Source organism: Rhizobium gallicum bv. gallicum R602sp (genome assembly GCF_000816845.1).
Lineage (GTDB): Bacteria > Pseudomonadota > Alphaproteobacteria > Rhizobiales > Rhizobiaceae > Rhizobium > Rhizobium gallicum.
On sequence record NZ_CP006877.1, the window covers coordinates 3154441 to 3173123 of the forward strand.

The window sequence follows — 18683 nt, forward strand, 5'->3', positions numbered from 1 at the left end:
CGCAGAGCAGCTCGAACACATCGGTACGGCCACCCAATTTCCCGGCGGCTGGCACCCTAAATTTCACGGTGGATCAGTTTGTCACGGCTGGCAGCGAGTCATCGCTTGACAGGAGCCATGGCTCGCCGCGCAGGCGCAGAAGGACCTCCATACGATTAGCGGCATTGAATTTGCCGAGCACGGCGGAAACCTGATGCTCGATCGTGCGCGGGGAGCGCGACAAACGCTGGGCAGCCTCCTTGTTGCTCATGCCCGCTGCGATCAAGGCGAGCACTTGTTGTTCGTGCCACGTCAAACCAAGCGGGTGACGGCGAGCCGCCCCATATGGCCCTCTGCGGCTTTTCGGCAAATGGCCTGCAACTCCCAAGCGCTGCGCCAGCTTTCGCGCCAGCGCCGCAGCGGGACGCGCCTCCAACGATTCCAACGTCGTGACGGCACGACCCAAAGCCGGCCCGGCGTCGGCTCCTCGAACCTGCATCAGGGCAAGCGCCGCTTCATAGGGAAGCCCCAGGCGATCCCACTCCCTTGCCGCCGATAGTGAATTGCCGAGGAGCTCGGCCGAACGCGCTAAAGGAAGCTGCGCCTTCGGCGCGGGCAGCGGTTTGGCCATACCGCATCTCTGCCACCACACTGCCAGTTCGCCGAAGTCCCAGGTACGGAAGTTATCGAGATCCATCTCGGCGAGTGCATTTAATTGCTCATGGCCGGCACTGACGTCTCCGTCAAGCCAGGCCGCTTCGGCCAGCGCAAGGCGGACAGGCACGATCCGTTGGAGTTCACCAGTCGCCAATCCTTCCTGGAGCGCCTGCTGGAGAAGGGTCAAGCTGCCGGGCTCGCCCAGTCGCACGCGCACCATTCCGAGCACAGTGAGCGCCGGCAGGTGCATGACCATCGGTAGGCGTACCAGGCTCATGACGCCCTGCGCAACGGTCTCAGCTTCGCGATAGCGACCCTGCTCCATGCGAAGCTGCGCCTGCCGGCCGAGCAGGTATTGCGTGGCTGAATCGAGATCGTGCCTGCTGGCGAATGCGATGCCCTCAGACAACAAGCGTTCGGCCAGGACAAAGTCCTTGGACACGACTGCGCATTCCGCGAAGTTGGTGTAGGCTCGCGCCGCATGGTCGTGAAATCCGTGCTCGAGCGCCAGCGCCAGGCTTTCCTCCAGCCGCTCGAGGCCGCCAGGACGGCCGGCGAAAAGGAGCGCGGTGCCGACATTGTTCAAAGCGTGGACGCGCGTTTCGATTTGGCCCAGTTGGTCGGCGAGTGAGATCGCCCGCAACCCCCAATCAATCGCTTCGTCGAAGCGATAATGGAGCATGTGAAGTTGAGAGCGCGTGCTGTAGGCCATCGCGAGCTCTGAGCCAGGCGACAGATTTTCCATTTCGCGCACCGCCTGGTCTGCGTAATCCTCCGCCGGCTGGCCTTCGCCGCGGCGCCAGTGCAGCCGTGACAGCTTGCACAGATTGCGACCGATCTTGTCGATGCGCCCTAGCTCGCGCCAAATCGCGATAGCACGATGGTGCGCCTCGATCACCGGTTCATAGACGTGCAGGGCCAGTCCCGCCTCGTAGGCCCAGTCTTCGTAAAGCTGGGCGGCCAGTTCCGGTGTGGCTTGCGCGACGTATTTGAGAGCTGTCGCCAAATGTGAAGCCCCCTCCCGGTGAGCGCCCAGGCGCGCCGCATGGGCCGCGGCTTGTGGCGCCAGTTCGAGAACGCGCGCCCCATCGTCGGCCCCGGCAGCGTGGTGTACACGGCGTGAAAGCAGGGCAGACGCATGGGCCGTAGGGAGTTGTGATATCGCCACTTCCACCTTTGCATGGAGCGACCTCTGAAGGTTCGGTGGCAGCCGGTCGAGCGTCGCCTGCCGAGCAAGTTCATGTCTGAACATCACGGCGCCTTGGTCGTCTTGCCGCAGCAATCCACGCGCCACGCATTTGTCCACCAGGGCTTCGGCTTCGACACCGAGCAGGCGCCGGATGAGCCACGGTTCCACGCTGCCTGGCACAATGCTGATCACCTCAAGCACCTTGCGTTCACTCGCTGTCAGTCGAGACAGGCGCGTCCAGACCGCATCGCGTATCGAATCTGGTACACGCCCTGGCTCCGCCTCGCCGCTTGCCAGAAGTTCGGTGATGAAAAAGGGATTGCCCTCCGTAACGCGATAGAGATCGGCGGCGCCGCGGCCCGCCTGCTCAGCCAACACCGTCACCGCTTCGCGAGACAGCGGCTCAAGGGCAATGCGGGTGACCGATGCGGACGGAAGATCGCCGAGAACATGCGTCAGAGGATGATCGGCGCCGATTTCATCGCTGCGCAGACTGAGCACTAGCACGGCTGGAAGCAAGGAGATGCGGCGACCGAGGTATTTTATCAGGTCGAGCGTCGCGTTGTCGGCCCAGTGGACATCCTCGAAGATGAGTACGATCGCAACACTGGCGTGCTGAAGCACATTCAACAGTGCCGGAAAGAGCCGCTCCGGCGGAGCCGCCTGATCGAGCAGTGCTGCCACATGGGGGTCAAGCAGTTGCCCAATGTCCTGCATGGGGCCGAGCGGGCACGGCGTGAAAAGCGCCTCGCACCAGCCCCATAATACCTGGCAGCCTTTGTCGGCATGCTCCGCGAACTCGCGCAGGAGAGAGGTCTTGCCGATTCCGGCTTCGCCTTCGAGCAGCACAGTGCTGCCGTGCCCGGCCGCAGCGCTCCGCATTGCACTCAGTAAAGTTTCGAGTTGACCCTCTCGATCGAGCAGCATCGCGATACCCTCTCGTCGAGAGTATAACAAAATAAGATTATTTTGGCACAATGAAGTCTGCGAGTTGAAGGCCCTATTTCGCCAATATTAGGTAGAGGTTTTAGTTGTTTCTCCGGGACGTTAAGTAATCTTTTTCCGGCTGCTCGCGCGTGATGGCCCGAAACCGGAGCGCGCGGAGAGCTGAGCAATCCAATCATCGCCGCTCGCGCACCTTAAGATTGAAGCAACGACAGTTTCAAAGTCGACGGCACGCATCAGGAGAATTTTTTGCGGATGGAGCGTTCTGATGTTGACTGGTTCAGCGGCGGAAAATCCTGTCATCTATGACGACGAGGAGGTGGTTGAATTTCTTTCTTGATTTTGTCAGGGTCAATCTCTAAAAAGGGTCATAAATGACCCTTTTTAGGAGACGCGCAGTGTCAGTAGTTAGTCTAAAGGACGCAAAGGCGTCGTTCTCTCATGTTATCGATCAAGCTGCCGCTGGCGAGTTTGTAACGATCACGCGCCACGGTCGAGCCGCCGCCGTCCTGGTCAGTGTAAGAGCCGCAGAAGCCGCAAGGAAGGCACTCCGGAAGGATCGACCTAGCCTGGTCCAGTACCTGAAGACCTTTCCGGCTGATTCCGACCTCGACGACGATGTTTTCGCTCGCAACCCCGCCCCCTCCCGCGAGGTTGATCTGTGAGCTTTCTTCTCGACACCAACGCCATTTCCATGTTCTCACCTTCCAGGGCGAGTGCATCAGACACCTTTGCCGACTGGGTCAATGAGCAAGACCAACTGGACGCGATCTATCTTTCAGCGGTGACGGTCCACGAAATTGAAAAGGGCGTTCGCCTATTGGAAGCGAAAGGTGCCAAGGCAAAAGCGGCAGGGATTCACATGTGGCTACAAGGCCTGATCGCTGGACATGGTGACCATATTTTGCCGGTCGACAACGACGTCGCTCTTGAATCTGGCAAGCTGGAAGCGAAAGCGATTACTGCCGGATATAGTCCAGGTGCGGCCGACGCAATGATTGCAGGGACGGCAAGCGTTCATAAGCTTACCGTTATCACGGCAAACCTAAAGCACTTCCGACCGTTCGGTATTGCCGTTAAGTCACCGGATCAGGTTGCTCGCTAACGGAGTCTCAAACTGCGATCAGCCAGGCCTCGGTGCACGTTCATCAATGAATGCGGTCCCGAAGATGACGAAGCGACGCTTTGCCAGATATCGCCTCAGTGAAACATTGGCCATGCTCTGATTTAAGAGACGGTAGAGGTCTTTCGCAGTCTTGCGGATTGAAAAATGCTCACAACGCCAATCGTATCGCTCAGACTCTTCTTGTGCGCTCCAATCTAAAACCGACTGCGGTCGGCGCATCAGTCGTCGATGCGAAACCCGACCTTCATGACCACCTGGTAGTGGGCCACCGCACCATCCTTGATGTGTCCGCGGATTTGATCGACCTCGAACCATTCAAGGTTTCTCATCGTCTTTGAGGCTCGGGAAATCGCCGTCTCGATCGCCTCCGTGACAGAGGTCGTCGAACTTCCGATTAGTTCGACCTTCTTGTAAACGTGGTCGTTCATGCCATCCTCCCATTTGAGTTGAAATCTCTCTGACACGGCTTCCAAGCTTGCTACCGAACACACACGATCCGGGAACCGCCGCCTTTTGTCAAACGGCCCGGGTATGAGCGCTTCCGGAAAAAGTTCGGCATGCTCATCCGGCATCTCACTGTAACCGCTGTTCCAGCCCCACGTTGTCCTCGCTGCCGTAATCTGTGATCGCCTTTCGATGGACGAGCAACGGGAGTTTCTCCATGGAGACTACATTGGGGGTTCTCACGACCAGAAAGTCTGGGCGTGAGGTTCACCGGCACTGGCCGGACGAGGTCAAGGCATAGATCGTTTCTGAGAGCTTGCGGCCTGGCGCGATGGTGAATGAGGTCGCACATGCGCATCCGCGGGATCGGCGACAAAGCCCAGCAGGCTCATATTCGAGCCATCAAGGATTTCGCCAGGTTTCTGAAGCGATCTCCGCACACCGCCACACCCGATGACCTACGCGCCTATCAGCTGCACATGACCAACGCGGGCCTTACTCCGCCCACCTTCAACGCCCGCATCGTCGCGCTGCGGTTCTTTTTCGGCATCACCTGCGCACGCGAGGAGATGAAGCGGCATATGCAGTTCCGTCGGCAACCGCAGAAGTTGCCCGTTGTCTTGAGCGTCGAGGAGGTTTCCGACCTGCTGATGGCTGCCCCGGGGCCGGGCCTGAAGTATCGCGCCGCCCTCAGCATCTCCTATGGCGCCGGACTGCGTGCCTCGGAGGTCTGCAACCTCAAGATCAGCGACATCGACAGCGACCGGATGCTGATCCATGTCGAACAGGGCAAGGGGCAGAAGGACCGCAAGGTCATGCTGTCGCCCGGGCTGCTGGAGCTCTTGCGCGACTATTGGCGCGAAGCACGGCCACAAGGCTGGCTGTTTCCCGGCAAGCCGAAGATCAACCCGATCTCGCCGCGGCAACTCAACCGCGCCTTCACGTCGGCAAAGAGTGTGGCCGGCATCGCCAAGCCCGCGACACTGCACACCCTGCGGCACAGCTTTGCCACCCACCTTTTGGAAGCGAACACGGATGTGCGGGTGATCCAGGTCCTTCTCGGACACGCCAAACTGACGACCACCGCCCGATATACCCATGTCGCCACCAAGACAATCCGCGACACGGTCAGCCCGTTCGAGATCCTAAAGAAGCTACAGGACACAACGCTGCGACGGGGTCTGGAATAGCCCCGGGCCGCGGTGCCCCGTCAGAAGCTGGAGATCGCTGACATCTTCCGTGCCTATGGCCCCGCGTGGCGGCGGGCCAATGCCGGGCATGTCAGCCTGGCCCAGCTCAAGGTCATGTCGGCGATCGAAGCCTGCCGAACCGAGGCGCTCGGCGGGCACGTGGCGGCCTGTGCCAAATGCGGCCACCATCACATCGCCTATAATTCCTGCAAAAACCGGCACTGTCCGAAGTGCCAGGGACCTGCGGCGCGGGACTGGATGGCCGCCCGCGCCGCGGACCTGCTGCCCGTGGAATATTTCCACGTGGTCTTCACCCTGCCTGCCGAGATCGCGCAGATCGCTTACTGGAATAACAAGGTCATCTATGACCTGCTGTTTCGGGCATCGGCCGAGACGCTGACCACCATCGCCGCCGATCCCCGGCACCTTGGCGCGCGCATCGGCATGACCAGCGTGCTGCACACCTGGGGATCGGCGCTGAGCCATCACCCGCATGTCCACATCATCGTGCCCGGCTGCGGATTGTCGCCGGATGGCACGCGCTGGATTGGCTGTCGCCCCGGGTTCTTTCTGCCCGTAAAGGTTCTGTCCCGTCTGTTCCGGCGGCTGTTTCTCGAAGGACTGATGGCACTCCATCAATCCGGCGATCTGTCCTTCTTTAGCGATCTGGCCGGGCTTGCACAGGCGGATGCCTTCGCTGCCTGGCTTGCCCCCTTCCGCAAATCCGACTGGGTGGTCTACGCCAAGCCCCCGTTCGGCGGTCCCGAGGCCGTGCTGGCCTATCTCAGCCGCTACACCCACCGCGTGGCGATCTCCAACAGCCGCCTGATCAGTGCGAATGCCGAGACGGTCACCTTCCGCTGGAAAGATTACCGGATCAAGAACCGTGACCGTCACAAGGTGATGCGGCTGGCCACCGACGAGTTCATCCGCCGTTTCCTGATCCACGTTCTGCCCGACGGATTCCACCGCATCCGCCATTACGGCCTCTTGGCCAGCGCCGCCCGAAAGGCCAATATCGCAAAGATCCGCAGTTTGCTCGGGGCGGAAGCCCCATCGCAGGATGACGCACCAGACGTTGAGATCATCCCGCTCACCTTGAGAGAGCCATGCCCCGACTGCGGCGGGCCAATGCGCATCATCGAGATCTTCAAACGCGGCCAGCGCCCGACAGCCCGAGCACCGCCACGAAAGGATGCCGCATGATGTCCTGCCTGCCATCTGCATTGCATCGGTTCCGGCTCGCACTCCTGTGCCGGCCCACCCCTGACTTGTGCTATTCGATGCTGATATCGAGGAACCGACCCAGATTTTGCGGCGTAGAACCCAATGCAACCGTCAGAGCGCAAACCGGCGCGCTCCAAATCAAGGCTCAGATGATTGGCCATGCCGGTCCCTCCACTGACCTCACCAGCCAAACGCACGTACTTTCCCCATAAACACCGTATTCGCCTCCCGCGGCTTCCTCCTTGGGAGGTTTTCCAACGCGGGCCGAAGTCGCGCCCAGCCTCACCTTCACACCGCGGCCCGCATCGAAAAACCTTCACCGAAGGAGACCGTCAATTCGTCGCGCGAGGACGGCAGCTTTGCGCCTAATGTCGGTCGTTTGGGCTGGCTTCAACAGATCCTGAAAGCGGACACGCCAACGATAAAGCCAAGATGCAGGAGATGCTCTCGTTGCCTGCTGCTTGTGACCGGAAGCAGCGGCATGGCGTTGAAAGCGGCCGGCTTCCCATCGGCGCGTTGCGGACGAGGGTGATGACGCTTCGCTCCACGCGTCCTAACCTTCAACCTTCTGCCAGACGGAGACATGTTTATCGCTGACCTGCGTGAACAGCTCCTTTTTCCAGCCGCCCCAACGCTCTTTGAGCCTTAAACCAGCCAGTCGCGCCATAAGGTCGAATTCAGCTGGCCAGGCATAACGAAACGGTACTGAGAATCGCTCATAGCTTCCGTCACGGAGCCAGATGTGATGGGACGAGAAATTCTGGTTCACCACGTCGTACTCGTCGACGCCCCAATGCGTTTCGCCGTGGTCGAACGCCAGGATCGTCTCGCCGACCGGCAGCCGCTGAAGCGGTGGCACGCCGACCTCAATCAGGAAGTGTCCACCAGGTTCGAGATGCGCGGCTGCGTTCCGGAAGCAGGCGAGCTGAGCGTCCTGCGATGTCAGGTTGTTTATCGTATTGAAAACCAGGTAGACGAGTGAGAACCGTCTCGCGACATCCGTCGTTACCATATCGCCGATCGCTACCGAGATCTCCGCGCCTCCTTCTTTAGCGCGAAGGCGAGACACCATCGGCCTCGAAAGCTCGATGCCCTCCACCTGCACTCCTTTCCGCGCGAGAGGAAGTGCGATACGTCCGGTTCCGATCGCGAATTCCAAGGCGCGCCCGCCTCCTGCGAGCTCGGCCAGGAGATCAACGGCCGGCTCGATCACCTCTGGCGCAGAGATGCCTTTATCATCATCGTAGGTCGCAGCGATCTTCTCGTCGAAAAGCCGGTCATCATGCATTCTGTCTGCCTCTCTGGTAACGCTTGTTTCAAGACCGACGGCGCTATCGCGTTGACCGCGGCTTCGTGGACATCGCATTAATTCGTGAGCCGTCGCGAAAGGGATCAGCGAGGGCTTCCACCCATCCGCTCGGGGCATGGGATTCCCCGCAGGCAAGCGCATCCATGGCGGCGGCCGGTGATCTGTTTCGTCGCTCGCTGGCTGCGACGGTGCCAGTCCAAGCGAACTCGCGAATATCGCGACGCGCAATACCTATGTCCGCCAGATCACGATCCGATAGTCGGTGCAGTGCGTGTTCGGTCTCGCTCCGTTGCCACCAGCCCACAATGACGGAGGCTCCGAACCTCAAAGCTGGTAGCTTCGTCAGAAGGCCGCGGGCAAGGCGCTCCGGGATTTCGGCTATTTGGAATTCCAGTGTCATGACCTTCGTCCAAGTTGTGCTGAGTTACTGCCAACCTAGTGAATTGCCGTCAGACGTGTTATCGGCAGTCTGACAAATTATGTCTCTGAGCCGCCATGATTGCCCGCGACAACCTGATCAACGTTCATTTGCCGGAAGACGGGTTCGGAGATTATCCGCATACCGCTGTCGCTCAGGGCGGAGCAGAGCCCGCCGGGCGGACCTACGCTTTTCATACGCACCACCGGGCGCAGCTTTTCCAGATCGTGCGGGGTTCGCTGAGGCTGGAGACGGAGCGGGGTTACTTCATCATCCCGCCCGAACGCGCCGTGTTCGTGCCGTCCGGGGTCCTCCACGAGGTGACCTACCTGCAGGAGACGGAGCGCAGCTATCTCTTTTTCCGCCCCGACGCGGTGGCGAGCCTGTCACCGGAAGTCTCCGTGATCGGTACGACGCGGCTCCTGCGCGAGCTAATCCTGGCGTTTCTGGAAATACCTCGCGCGGATGCGGGCAGCCTCCGCGCCGAACGACTTGTGGCAGTCATTCTCGACCAGCTCCAGACGAGTCCGGTCGCACCGTTGTCTCTCCCGTTGCCGGCATCCGAACGCCTCCGGGACATCGCCGCAGACATGCGGAATGAGCCGGGCGCAGATTGGCCCCTCGATGAGCTTGCGTCACGTGCGGCCATGTCCCCACGTAGCTTCCAGCGTCACTTCAAATCTGAGACAGGGATGAGTTTCCGCGCCTGGCGACAGCAGGCGAAACTGCTGAAATCGGTGGAGTGGCTCGCCGGTGGCCGAAGCGTCGGCGACATCGCTTTTGCACTCGGCTACTCAGGCCCCAGCGCCTTCATCGCGGTTTTTCGGGCGGCCTTCGGTGCCTCTCCCGGAAAATACTTCCAAGACACGCCTCTGGAGCTGTGATTCACCGGATGCCCGGCGCGGCTTACCGCGTAAGTCTGCCTTCTTGGCCTCGCTCTCCAGAACCTGCCAGTCTCCTTCCGGCCCCATTTTTGGTCATCGCCAACCCCTTCGACATGACCGCTTTTGGCGGATATCGTTGAAAAACTCGATGGATTAGCCGTTCATCCGGCTGTTTCGATCCTTTTACGCAGAGAGCTATTGGTTATCTGCCCTGCGCTTCTGCGCAGGGCATCGATTTATGCCACTCCTATACGGCGATGATGCCGTGCGGCGACCTTTGTGGTCTGAGTTTCGCCAGTCTCCTGAGGTTTTGGGCGGTTGCGGCAAGCAGGAATTCGTCTCGCGCGCCGCACGGACCCCGCAGCCTCAAACGCGCCATCCGGAGAATGCGTTTGAGGTGAGCAAAGAGCATTTCGACTTTCTTACGACGATGCCGAGACTGCTCATATTCAGGCGTGGCAGCAATCGCTCGGGCGACATCGCGGGCGTCCTCGTTGAGATCACGCGGCACCTTGCGAGCAACCGCATTCGGGCAGCAGCGCTGTTTGATTTCACAGCCGTCGCAGTCCTTCTTGCTGGCTCGATAGAGCCGCCTTCCGTCGCTCGTGATCCCTGATCTGGGCGTTGCATAGGTTCTGTGGAACTGCTTCAGCTCCTTACCTGCCGGGCAAATGTAGCGATCATTCTCAGCCTCCCAAGTGAAGTCCGAACGCGAGAAGGTCCCATCGGTCCGGTTCGATTTGTCGAAGACAGGAATGTGCGGCGCGATGTCCTTTTCTTTGACTAGCCAGGCAAGATTGTCAGCAGAACCGTAAGCGCTGTCGGCGGCGAGATAGTCTGGCTTTAGGCCGAAGCGGTTCTCGGTCCTATCGATCATTGTGCGTGATGCACCGACCTCTGCCTGGCGGATGGCACGTGTGGCCTCGACATCGACAATGACGCCGTGATCGGTATCGATCAGATAGTTGGTGGCGTAGGCGAAGAACGCATGCCCTTTGTGGGCACCGGTCCATTGGGCTGCCGGATCGGATGGGGAGATAAACTTCGGCGTTACGGGAGAAGCAGCACCGAAAGCGGCGTCATCGAGAACTGCCAGATATTCCTGTACCGAGCGGCCGGCGTCGTCTTTGATCTCCCATTCCGCGCCGGGTACCGAACGCTGCTTGTTGGCGTCCGCCGCGATCAGGCTGGCATCAACGGCAAAGCCTTCCGCACCCACCAGTCCCTGGGCAAGGCACCGTTCCACCACAGTCTCAAACATGTGTCGGAGGATATCACTTTGCCGGAACCGGCCGTGACGGTTCTTCGAAAAGCTGGAATGATCCGGTACCTTTCCGTCCAGGCCAAGGCGGCAAAACCACCGATATGCGAGATTGAGATGGACCTCCTCGCAAAGTCGCCGTTCCGACCGGATACCCATGCTGTAGCCGATGATCAGCATTCGCATCATCAGCTCAGGATCAACTGAGGGCCGACCAGTGTTGCTATAGAACGGCTTCAACTGTGCTCGAACGCTATCGAGATCGAGGTGACGATCGATCCCGCGCAGCAGATGGTCCGCAGGGACATGATCATCGAGGCAGAAGTCGTAAAAGAGCTGCGCCGGAACCGCCTGACATCCCATCATTCGCCTGATCCCCCTGCAAATCACTCAGAGGATTGAATCACGCGTCCCAAGCATCGGCAATGCCGAGTTTTTCAACAATATCGGCGCGAAGCGGAAGCGGCTCCTTGGCAGCTTCCGGCCCAATGGAGTCATTTGAAGCGTGGCAGGAGTTGTTTCGCGGTCACGTTGACGCGCGTCCGGGCGGAACTGAACCGGTCCTCTCTAAGCACCGTCGTCATCTCGGCTGGAGATTGCGCGCAATCTGCACCAGTGCGGCGTCGCTGGCATCTGCGCTGTCTGTTTTTCTTCCGGCATCCAGCCATGATTGGGTCATGACGCTCAGAATTTGCTCTCTGGATTGAACCACACCCGCGGCATCGAAGTCCCTGCGAATTATGGCCAACACGTCGTTGCGTTTGACGTCGAGCGTGCCCCTCGCGAGGTCATTCGAGTAGGCCGTGGCACTTTCGCCGAATAATCCCAATTTTTGCGCCGCCCACATCCCAACCAGCTTATTGCGCCGCACCATTCGCCACGTATCCATTGAGATTCTCCATTGCTCGCCTTCTGGAATTATATCAGAAACCCACTATGGATCATCGTAAATGCAACAGCCGCGGTGCTGTCACACTGCGGCCCTGGTCCACTAGCACCCAAGTGGCCTTTGGCGGTCTCGCTTTCCTTTTTCGTCCATCGGGACGCGTTAGGATGAGTCGCGAACAAGCTTGCCTATGTAGGTCTGGAGCGAGATCGATCCTCGAATTGGATCCTCGGGATATTCGGGACCATCGGCGGTGAGAGCCGTCATCCTTGCATATGAGTGAGCTGCCGCGTCGGAGAAGCCCAAACTGCGGTATGCGTCTTCCCAGTTTTCGCGCGGGATCACGTCGACGCGAACAGCCCGGCCGAGGGCGGCGGCGAAGGCTGCGGCGACATCGTTGGGGGAGTACCGTTTCGGCCCCTCGACGGGGTGTATGCCGATCTTTTCGATCGGCTCCTGCAGGAGCCGCGCCGCCACCCTTCCCAGATCCTCCGGCGCGACCATCGGGAGCGTGAGGTCGGCAGGGAGCATGGTCGATAGCACGCCGTCCTTCGTGACGGGCCCCACCATCGTATCCCAGTTACTGTAGTAGTAGGCTGCGCGGACGACACTGGCAGGAATCGGCTGGTTCCTCAGGCCCACTTCCAGTTCGTAAAGGATGTTGAGATCGCCGCATTCCTCGCCCGGCTGCGCGCCCATGGTTGATTCCGCCACCACCTTGTCCAGCCCGGATCCTTCGATCGCCTCGAGCAGGCAGCGCACGGTCTCGCGTTCCTCCCGATCCGTATCGCTCGAGATGTCAGCGTTCGGGTTCAGTAGGAAGGCCCGCTTCCCACTACGGAATACCTCACGCAGCGACGTCACGTCGTGGACGTCTGCGACGGCGACCTCCGCGCCCCGCTGTCGCCATGCACCGGCCTTCTCAGAGTTTCGCGTGACGACCGTGACGGCTTCGCCTTCGTCGAGCAACGTCTGCGCGACGGCGGAGCCGACGTGGCCCGTCCCGCCAACAACGATGTACATTTGCCATGTCTCCAGCAGTGATGTGGCGCATAACCCCTCGCCCCTTTCAAAGGTTCCCTTTTCGTTGCGGACGCAGTTCACCGACGCGGAGCGCTTCTTCGCCTGGATCAGACGAACCGCCGGCTCAGGAAAGACCCGGAAGCGACCATCAACTCCGCCAAGGCCTTCCTTTACGCCGCATCCATCATGGACCCTCCTCAGACGCACTTGCCCGCGCTTCATGAATTGTCGGACAGACCCTAAGGATCGCTACAAGATCAAATTGCGAGGCAGTGGCTATCGGCTCGTGTATGAGGTGCGAGGCGCAGATATTGTCGTGCTTGTGATCGCGACTGGCAAGCGCGAGCACTATGACGTTTACAAAACCGTCGATCGCAGATGAACTTCCGCCGTTAGACCGGGTGGCCCGACAGGTCAGTATCTTTTGATCGCGTCAGCGTGGACAGACGGAATTTAGTGGCGTTGCATATAGATCAGGCCGCCCAGGATAACGATCCCGACCAGTGGCAGGGCAATGTAGATGATGTTGAACAGGTTACTTTGGTCGACCACTATCATCTCCTTTGAGCTTCAAAATGCAGCCTTCGCCACAGATATGGGCCAGAATCGCGGCAAATCAGATAGCCAAGGAAACCGAAGCCGGTCGCGATGGACACAACGTCGCGATGTGCCAAGAGTGCCACAACCGGCGAAAGAGCCCTGCGGACAAGATATCGGGAAGCCGGCGTCGGAATTTTTGCGCTCCGTGTCGATGATCTCGACAAACTCAGCTGCTGCTTCGCGATCCGAGCGCCCTCGGTTTGCGCCAGACGCTTCGAGATGTTGTCAGGATCGCGCACATCGTCGCGATAGCCGCCGACATCCTCGACCCTGCCTTCAAACACCACCCTGGGATTCTGTTTCCTAATCGCAATTTGTTTCAAGACCCGCGGTGCTCCATGACGGAACGGCCAGAGCCTCTCTCCGACCACCTCAACCATCACGAGGTTACGTCCTCCTCTGCCTCTCAGTTCTGCGGCCCCCACAAGCTGACCATTTCTGGCCGGCTTTCACAACGGCGACACCGATCCCGGGTGCTTGCGCGTCCCGGTAATAGACCTCGCTCACCCGAAACCGTCCATCGATGCGTTTGCACTGGACGATGACGTCGATGGCAATCATCAACAGCGCACGGATATCATGCCTGTCGAGATCCCTGCCGCCTTCCGATTCCTTGACCAGCAATGTCAGCTGTTCGAAGGCGAGCTGCGCGGAGCCGGCATGCACTGTCGTGATCGAACCTGGGTGCCCCGAATTGACATTGCGGATGTAATAGAATGCCGTTCCGTCCCGCAGTTCCTGCAGCAGAATTCGATCGGGCCGCATGCGCAGGCTAGATTCCAGCAGGTCCCTGGCGCCGATCTTCGCCAGGCCCTGACCTCCTTTGGAATAAAAGAGACGAACGTGGTTCGATTGCGGGATGACCAGCTCGGGCGTGTCCTCGATCGAAATGATCCGCTCGCTTGACGGAATATGACGGATCAGCGCTTTCGACAAGGTCGTTTTGCCAGAGCCCGTTGCGCCGGAAATGATGATGTTTTTTCTCGCCTGGACGGCTTCGCGCAGAAACGCATTGTAGGCCCTGTTCCTGTAGTACCCCAAAAGCTTGCCGTCCGATGCGTTGCCGTCTGTTTCGGTTTTCAAGCCATCATCGAACAGGCCGCCGTCATCGAGATCGTCGAGGCTTAGCGAAACGGACGACGGCTTCCGGATCGTAACGCTGACCGTTCCCTTCGTCGTTGCCGGTGGGATCACGATCTGGATCCGCTCATCGTCCGGCAGAGTGGCCGACAGGATCGGCCGTGTTTCATCGATCGCTTGACTGGAATAGCTTGCGACAGCGCGGGCAAGACGCATCAGCTTGTCGAACGATAGATCCGGCAGATCGTGGGTCTGCCATCCGGCCCTCCCCTCGGTCACCACCTGACCCGGCCAGTTGACGATGATCTCGTAAAGCGACATGTCGCGCAGAAAGGCGGAGATTGGCGCAAGAAGTTCGCGCACGACACCGCAATCTTCTCCTTCGGTCATCGGCGTACCTATTTGGTGACCAGAGTGGAAGGCGGGCTGAAATCCCCGAGAACGGCGCGGTCATAGGTCCTGTTGCGAGGCTCCGTCACGCGAAGCCGGTAAACGCCAGAGAAATCAAGATCCCGCGCTACGAAGATTGAGACGAGGTCGCCCTGGTGTTTCAGAAGCGTCGGCGGGATATTGATCGACTGTTCCACCGCGATCGCCGCGGCTTGCTGGCCGGCGCTCGTGGTATCCTGCGCCTCGACATCGCCTTCCTGCAGCCGGCTGCTCGCGTAGGAGGTCGCATCGCCGACGATCGACAACAGGATCGCGCTACCGAAACGCTCCCACCAGTGGGTGTCGACATAGCCGTCCATGCCGGCACGTCCAAGAGTATCGGTCGCAGGCGACGCGAGCGTGATGATCACGCCCTTCGGCGTCTTGGCACGGTTCCACAGAACAAACAGGCGTTTTTGACCGCGGCGAAGACCGCCGCGATATTCGCCAACGATCTGGGTACCCTTCTCCATCAGCACGACGCGGCCATTGTCCGACAGCACATCGCGGTTGATGACGCAGCTTGCAAAGCCCGGCTGGTCCGAGGAAAGCGCTGTTTCGAGCACGCAAGGGATGGACGTTCCCATGGCGACGATGAAATCGCGATTTCCAAGCATGCCGGCGCGCGAGCCCTGCAATTGCGTCGGCGTCAGCATCCTGTTGAACCGCTGATCTTCGTTTTCTGCCTCAGAGCCGAGAGTGCCTGGACTGACGTCGAACGGAAAGTCGTTCGATGGAGCATCCGAACTCTGGTTCTGCCGCTCGGCAGCCGGCCCCTTTTCGCCGCCATAAGCGATCACCGGCGCGCGGCGGGCAGCGTCCAGGAGCTTATCCTCCTCAGCCGGCGCCTCCTCGGCCACCACAGGCGTTGGCAGTTGCACTTCCGTCGGCATCACGACTGGCTGAACCGGTTCCCTGGCGCGCTCGAAATCCGAGGTCTGGCGGATGACGACGCGCTCGGGTTGGGTTCCTTCTGACGGCTTGTTCTGACCGCGCATCGACCAGAGCGCAAAAGCGACGAAGGCAACGATCGCAACGGCAACCGCGCCGCGTTTCAGGATCGGGCTGTTGTCGAGGCGCCGCCGACCGGTCGACGTTTCCGCGCGCTCTCCAGGGATCGGTGTGTTGTCTTCCGCAGCCATGACACTTTCCTATTGCGCGATAGCGGGTTGCGCCTTGACGACACGCTCGACGGACGGTGACGTCGTGTTGGTCTCGGGGTTGATGCCGACGCGGTCGTAGGCCTCGTTGAACACGCACAGCACATCCCCTCCCCGGCGCAGGATGAACTTGCGGCTGATGGCGTGAACCAGCACCAGATTGCCGTCGACGGATTTTGGAACCAGGCCCTCGGTGCCGTCGGAGTTTTCCATGTAGATCGCCGGCATTTCCTGATTGCCGGTAAAAGCGAAAGTGGTGACTTTGCCGTTGTCATAGACGGCCTGCGGTTCGAGTGACACGGAACCTTGCGCCGAATAGCGCCAGTTTCGCGGCCCATAGACCTCGTGGAGCGCGAGCACCCGGTCCGCCCGACCGGCCTCAGCAGCCTGGGCACGGGCGGCGGCCTTCTGACGGCGCCGTTCCGCCTCATCGGCCGGGTAGCGGTACTTCACGTAAAAATAGGTGTTCTGTCCGGCTTCGACCGTTCCGTCCCGCACCGTCAGTTCCATCTGATAGCTGCGGGTGGATCCGTCGCGCCTTGCCGTCACAACCGAGATATTGGTCACCGGCTGATGTTCCCGCGGCTTCAGGAACAGGATGTTGCCGGCCGGCGCCACCTCCCATGCAACGCTGTTGCCAAGGGCGACATGGGCAATCTCCTCGTCGGCGGCAAACTCGATCTGCACCGACGACCGCAACGTCCCGACGATCCGTGTGATGTTGTAGGGCTGATAATCGACGAAGCGGATACGGCTGTCCTTTGATGCGCTGCGGGGAATTTCCAGGGCAACCGCCGTCGATGAAAGACAAAAGCTGAAAACAGAGGCGATCAGTAATATCTGTTTCAATCGACGGCCTCCGGATCGGCACGATATTCGCTGACGGCAAAGCCCAGGGGATTGACCAGCCGGTCGGTGGAGGACATCGGCGCGTTGACATAGGAAAAGGTGAGCGTTGCGACCCAGTGCGTGGTGCTTACGTCGTCTCCGCGGGTGTTCGTGCGCATGTAGCGCACGGAGGCCACGTTTGCATTGATCAGGGAGATGGAAACAATGCTGATGCGCGCCGTCGCGCTGCGGCCGTAGATATTCTGCGGAGATTGCGGATTGCTGCCTCGGTAGACAGTCGCAAAACGCGTCTGCTCCGGCTGCGTGGAGAGCAAGGCAACGATCCGGAAATTCTCCTCGGCCTCGCTCCAGACATAGCCTTCTCTCGCGCGCACATACTTGGCGGCGAAATATTTGGTGACGGCCTCATCATAGCTCCCGGCAGCCGACGTCAATGCGGAGACGACGTCGACGATGCCGGTGGAGTTGTCGACGCGGACCACGAAGGGCTCGACCGTTTTCAACGGGGTGAGCCCGGCAATTGCAAAGACCGAGACGACGGCCGCGATGCCGGCACAACCAGCGACGAACCAGGCGATGCGGGCGGAACGCTCTACCTGGATCAGCCGATCCTGATCGAACCGGCGCGCCTTGTCGAAGTAGCTTTTCAGATTATCGGGCGTCACCATGTCACTTGCCCTTGCACGGACGGTAAGAACTCGCGATATCGAAATGGGCAAGGGCGGCTGGCGTGGCCGGGGCCGGTTGCTGCGCGTAGGAGGCGGCATGGCTTGCCGGGGCGAACTGATCCTGCTTCAGCTTGCCATCGTCCTCCCGTTGCCACATCGCCCGGTTCAGCGGCCGGCGTAAGTAGCCGTCACATTTGGGAAGCGGGTGTGTCATCGAGCTGCAGGCGGGAAGTGCCACGGTGATCAGAAACCATGAAACGACGCGAAGCATGCGCAAACAACCTGTCCATTTCTCGAGGAGAGTGGCCATCATTTTTCCCCTCCCGATCTGAGACGGCGCGAAACCGGGCGGGCCACCCGACCGACCGCTCTTGCCGAACGCGAGGCTGCCCAGGCAATCGTGCTTTCGTGAGCGTCGCGAGCAGCGCCGTAGCCGTAGGTCAAGGTTGCTCCGCCTGCCGCGAGTGCCGACGCAATAGCGGGCAACTGATAGAAGACGTAAAGTGCTGCAAGGCAGATGGCGCAGAGCGCGATCGGACGCATCAGGACGTCGGAATAGCTTTCGATCGCCGTGAAGGTCGTGTCGACGCAGGTGATCAACAACGAACCGATCGCAACGACCAGGACCTGGAGGATGACGAAATTGGCGAGCTGCGCAATCCAAGACTCGGTGAAGCGGCGAGTGGGCTGGAACATTGCAAGCGCAATGAAGATCGGGCCGATCGCAAGCACGATGGCAAGGGCCAGCCGCGCGTAAAGCGAAACGATGTAACCGATCGCCGCGACAATAAAGCTCGCGCCAATGACCATCATCCCGCCGATGCCGGTGACAATGTCGACCGGCCAGGACGCACGGGCCCAGACTTCCTGGGCGCCCTTCTGACCCTTGTCGAGCAGGCTGTCGAAGGTAGAGGCGCTGGGCGCCGCGCCCGAGTTCAGCGCCTCGGAAATCTCTTTGGGCAGCGTCTCGAAGAACAGACCAGTGACATAGGTCTGGTACTCGCTGGCATTCCTTACCAGCATGACGATGATTGCAAGCTTCATTGCCCGAAACGCAAACTCAAGGATGGGCTCCTGGACGGAACCGCGCAGCACAAGGTAGCCGTAAAGCACGACGTAGAGCGTCAGCGCCACGGTGAGCGGGCCACTCACCCAGGTGGCGATGTTTGCGGTGCCCGACGAGAGGAACGTCTCCAGGGGCGACTTGAACTGCCCGTCGACGAAACTGAAGACCTGATACATCTCTTAGCCTCCTGGTGACTGAGGATCCGCAGAAGCTGCAGTCTTGCCGCCTCTGTAGTTTTGGGAAGTGTCAGCATGTCTGACCGGATTGTTGCAGCACCCGGCCATGACGTTGGC

The 18683-nt window shown here is 60.1% G+C and carries 18 protein-coding genes and 1 pseudogene; 6 read left to right on the forward strand and 13 right to left on the reverse strand.

Translation table 11 applies throughout. From position 1 onward, the window contains the following. Positions 1 to 73: 73 nt before the first annotated feature. A complete protein-coding gene (locus RGR602_RS15430) occupies positions 74 to 2752 on the reverse strand; it encodes an ATP-binding protein (RefSeq protein WP_039845826.1) in 2679 nt (892 codons plus the stop codon). Between the two features lie 416 nt (positions 2753 to 3168). On the opposite strand from RGR602_RS15430, the gene RGR602_RS15435 reads away from it, so the two are divergent. Together RGR602_RS15435 and RGR602_RS15440 are read left to right on the forward strand one after the other, a co-directional pair. Then, complete coding sequence (locus tag RGR602_RS15435; protein WP_170250891.1) at positions 3169 to 3435, forward strand: type II toxin-antitoxin system Phd/YefM family antitoxin; 267 nt, start codon at positions 3169 to 3171, stop codon at positions 3433 to 3435. Further along, positions 3432 to 3875, forward strand: a complete 444-nt coding sequence (locus RGR602_RS15440) for a PIN domain-containing protein (protein WP_039845828.1) — start codon at positions 3432 to 3434, stop codon at positions 3873 to 3875. The genes RGR602_RS15435 and RGR602_RS15440 overlap by 4 nt, the downstream gene beginning before the upstream one ends. 239 nt (positions 3876 to 4114) lie before the next feature. Here RGR602_RS15440 and RGR602_RS15445 read toward each other — a convergent pair whose 3' ends face one another. Continuing rightward, entirely contained in the window at positions 4115 to 4324 is a 210-nt protein-coding gene (locus RGR602_RS15445; protein WP_039846933.1) for a dodecin, read from the reverse strand. 354 nt (positions 4325 to 4678) lie between these two features. Between RGR602_RS15445 and RGR602_RS15450 the strand changes: the two genes are divergently transcribed. Both RGR602_RS15450 and RGR602_RS15455 read left to right on the forward strand, forming a co-directional pair. After that, on the forward strand, positions 4679 to 5530 hold the full coding sequence (locus RGR602_RS15450) for a tyrosine-type recombinase/integrase (protein WP_052451594.1): 852 nt from the start codon (positions 4679 to 4681) through the stop codon (positions 5528 to 5530). A gap of 12 nt (positions 5531 to 5542) precedes the next feature. Further along, positions 5543 to 6736 (forward strand): IS91 family transposase, encoded by a 1194-nt coding sequence (locus RGR602_RS15455; RefSeq protein WP_039845830.1) that lies wholly within the window; start codon positions 5543 to 5545, stop codon positions 6734 to 6736. Between the two features lie 574 nt (positions 6737 to 7310). On the opposite strand, the gene RGR602_RS15460 is transcribed toward RGR602_RS15455, so the two are convergent. Continuing rightward, entirely contained in the window at positions 7311 to 8045 is a 735-nt protein-coding gene (locus tag RGR602_RS15460; RefSeq protein WP_039845831.1) for a class I SAM-dependent DNA methyltransferase, read from the reverse strand. 43 nt (positions 8046 to 8088) lie between these two features. After that, the gene (locus RGR602_RS35155; protein WP_063855993.1) at positions 8089 to 8466 is read right to left on the reverse strand and encodes a DUF1127 domain-containing protein; all 378 of its coding nucleotides are present in this window, start codon (positions 8464 to 8466) and stop codon (positions 8089 to 8091) included. 95 nt (positions 8467 to 8561) lie between these two features. Here RGR602_RS35155 and RGR602_RS15470 point away from each other — a divergent pair, with 95 nt between their 5' ends. Next, positions 8562 to 9368 carry an AraC family transcriptional regulator gene (locus tag RGR602_RS15470; RefSeq protein WP_039845832.1) on the forward strand — a complete coding sequence of 269 codons (807 nt, stop codon included), beginning with the start codon at positions 8562 to 8564 and terminating at the stop codon, positions 9366 to 9368. 247 nt (positions 9369 to 9615) lie between these two features. On the opposite strand, the gene RGR602_RS15475 is transcribed toward RGR602_RS15470, so the two are convergent. The 3 genes from RGR602_RS15475 to RGR602_RS15485 all read right to left on the reverse strand — a co-directional run bounded on the left by RGR602_RS15475 (position 9616) and on the right by RGR602_RS15485 (position 12538). Continuing rightward, positions 9616 to 10995, reverse strand: a complete 1380-nt coding sequence (locus tag RGR602_RS15475; RefSeq protein WP_039845833.1) for an IS1182 family transposase — start codon at positions 10993 to 10995, stop codon at positions 9616 to 9618. Between the two features lie 214 nt (positions 10996 to 11209). Next, positions 11210 to 11518 (reverse strand): ATPase inhibitor subunit zeta, encoded by a 309-nt coding sequence (locus RGR602_RS15480; RefSeq protein WP_223843950.1) that lies wholly within the window; start codon positions 11516 to 11518, stop codon positions 11210 to 11212. A 159-nt stretch (positions 11519 to 11677) separates the two neighbouring features. After that, positions 11678 to 12538, reverse strand: a complete 861-nt coding sequence (locus tag RGR602_RS15485) for an NmrA family NAD(P)-binding protein (protein WP_039845834.1) — start codon at positions 12536 to 12538, stop codon at positions 11678 to 11680. A 244-nt stretch (positions 12539 to 12782) separates the two neighbouring features. Here RGR602_RS15485 and RGR602_RS40025 point away from each other — a divergent pair. Beyond that, positions 12783 to 12920 (forward strand): annotated as a pseudogene (locus tag RGR602_RS40025) (type II toxin-antitoxin system RelE family toxin); the annotation flags it as partial. Between the two features lie 605 nt (positions 12921 to 13525). On the opposite strand, the gene virB11 reads toward RGR602_RS40025, so the two are convergent. From virB11 to RGR602_RS15520, 6 genes are read right to left on the reverse strand one after another with little or no spacing between them, the layout of a single operon-like run. Further along, a complete protein-coding gene (gene virB11, locus RGR602_RS15495) occupies positions 13526 to 14608 on the reverse strand; it encodes a P-type DNA transfer ATPase VirB11 (RefSeq protein WP_052451595.1) in 1083 nt (360 codons plus the stop codon). Between the two features lie 8 nt (positions 14609 to 14616). Then, on the reverse strand, positions 14617 to 15789 hold the full coding sequence (virB10, locus tag RGR602_RS15500) for a type IV secretion system protein VirB10 (RefSeq protein WP_039845836.1): 1173 nt from the start codon (positions 15787 to 15789) through the stop codon (positions 14617 to 14619). Between the two features lie 9 nt (positions 15790 to 15798). Further along, positions 15799 to 16656: a P-type conjugative transfer protein VirB9 gene (gene virB9, locus RGR602_RS15505; RefSeq protein WP_039845837.1), complete on the reverse strand. Its 858-nt coding sequence runs from the start codon at positions 16654 to 16656 to the stop codon at positions 15799 to 15801. Next, on the reverse strand, positions 16653 to 17324 hold the full coding sequence (locus RGR602_RS15510) for a virB8 family protein (protein ID WP_039845838.1): 672 nt from the start codon (positions 17322 to 17324) through the stop codon (positions 16653 to 16655). The genes virB9 and RGR602_RS15510 overlap by 4 nt, the downstream gene beginning before the upstream one ends. Before the next feature lies 1 nt (position 17325). Then, positions 17326 to 17595 (reverse strand): hypothetical protein, encoded by a 270-nt coding sequence (locus RGR602_RS15515; RefSeq protein ID WP_039846937.1) that lies wholly within the window; start codon positions 17593 to 17595, stop codon positions 17326 to 17328. 38 nt (positions 17596 to 17633) lie between these two features. Then, positions 17634 to 18566 carry a type IV secretion system protein gene (locus RGR602_RS15520; protein WP_039845839.1) on the reverse strand — a complete coding sequence of 311 codons (933 nt, stop codon included), beginning with the start codon at positions 18564 to 18566 and terminating at the stop codon, positions 17634 to 17636. Positions 18567 to 18683 lie beyond the last annotated feature (117 nt).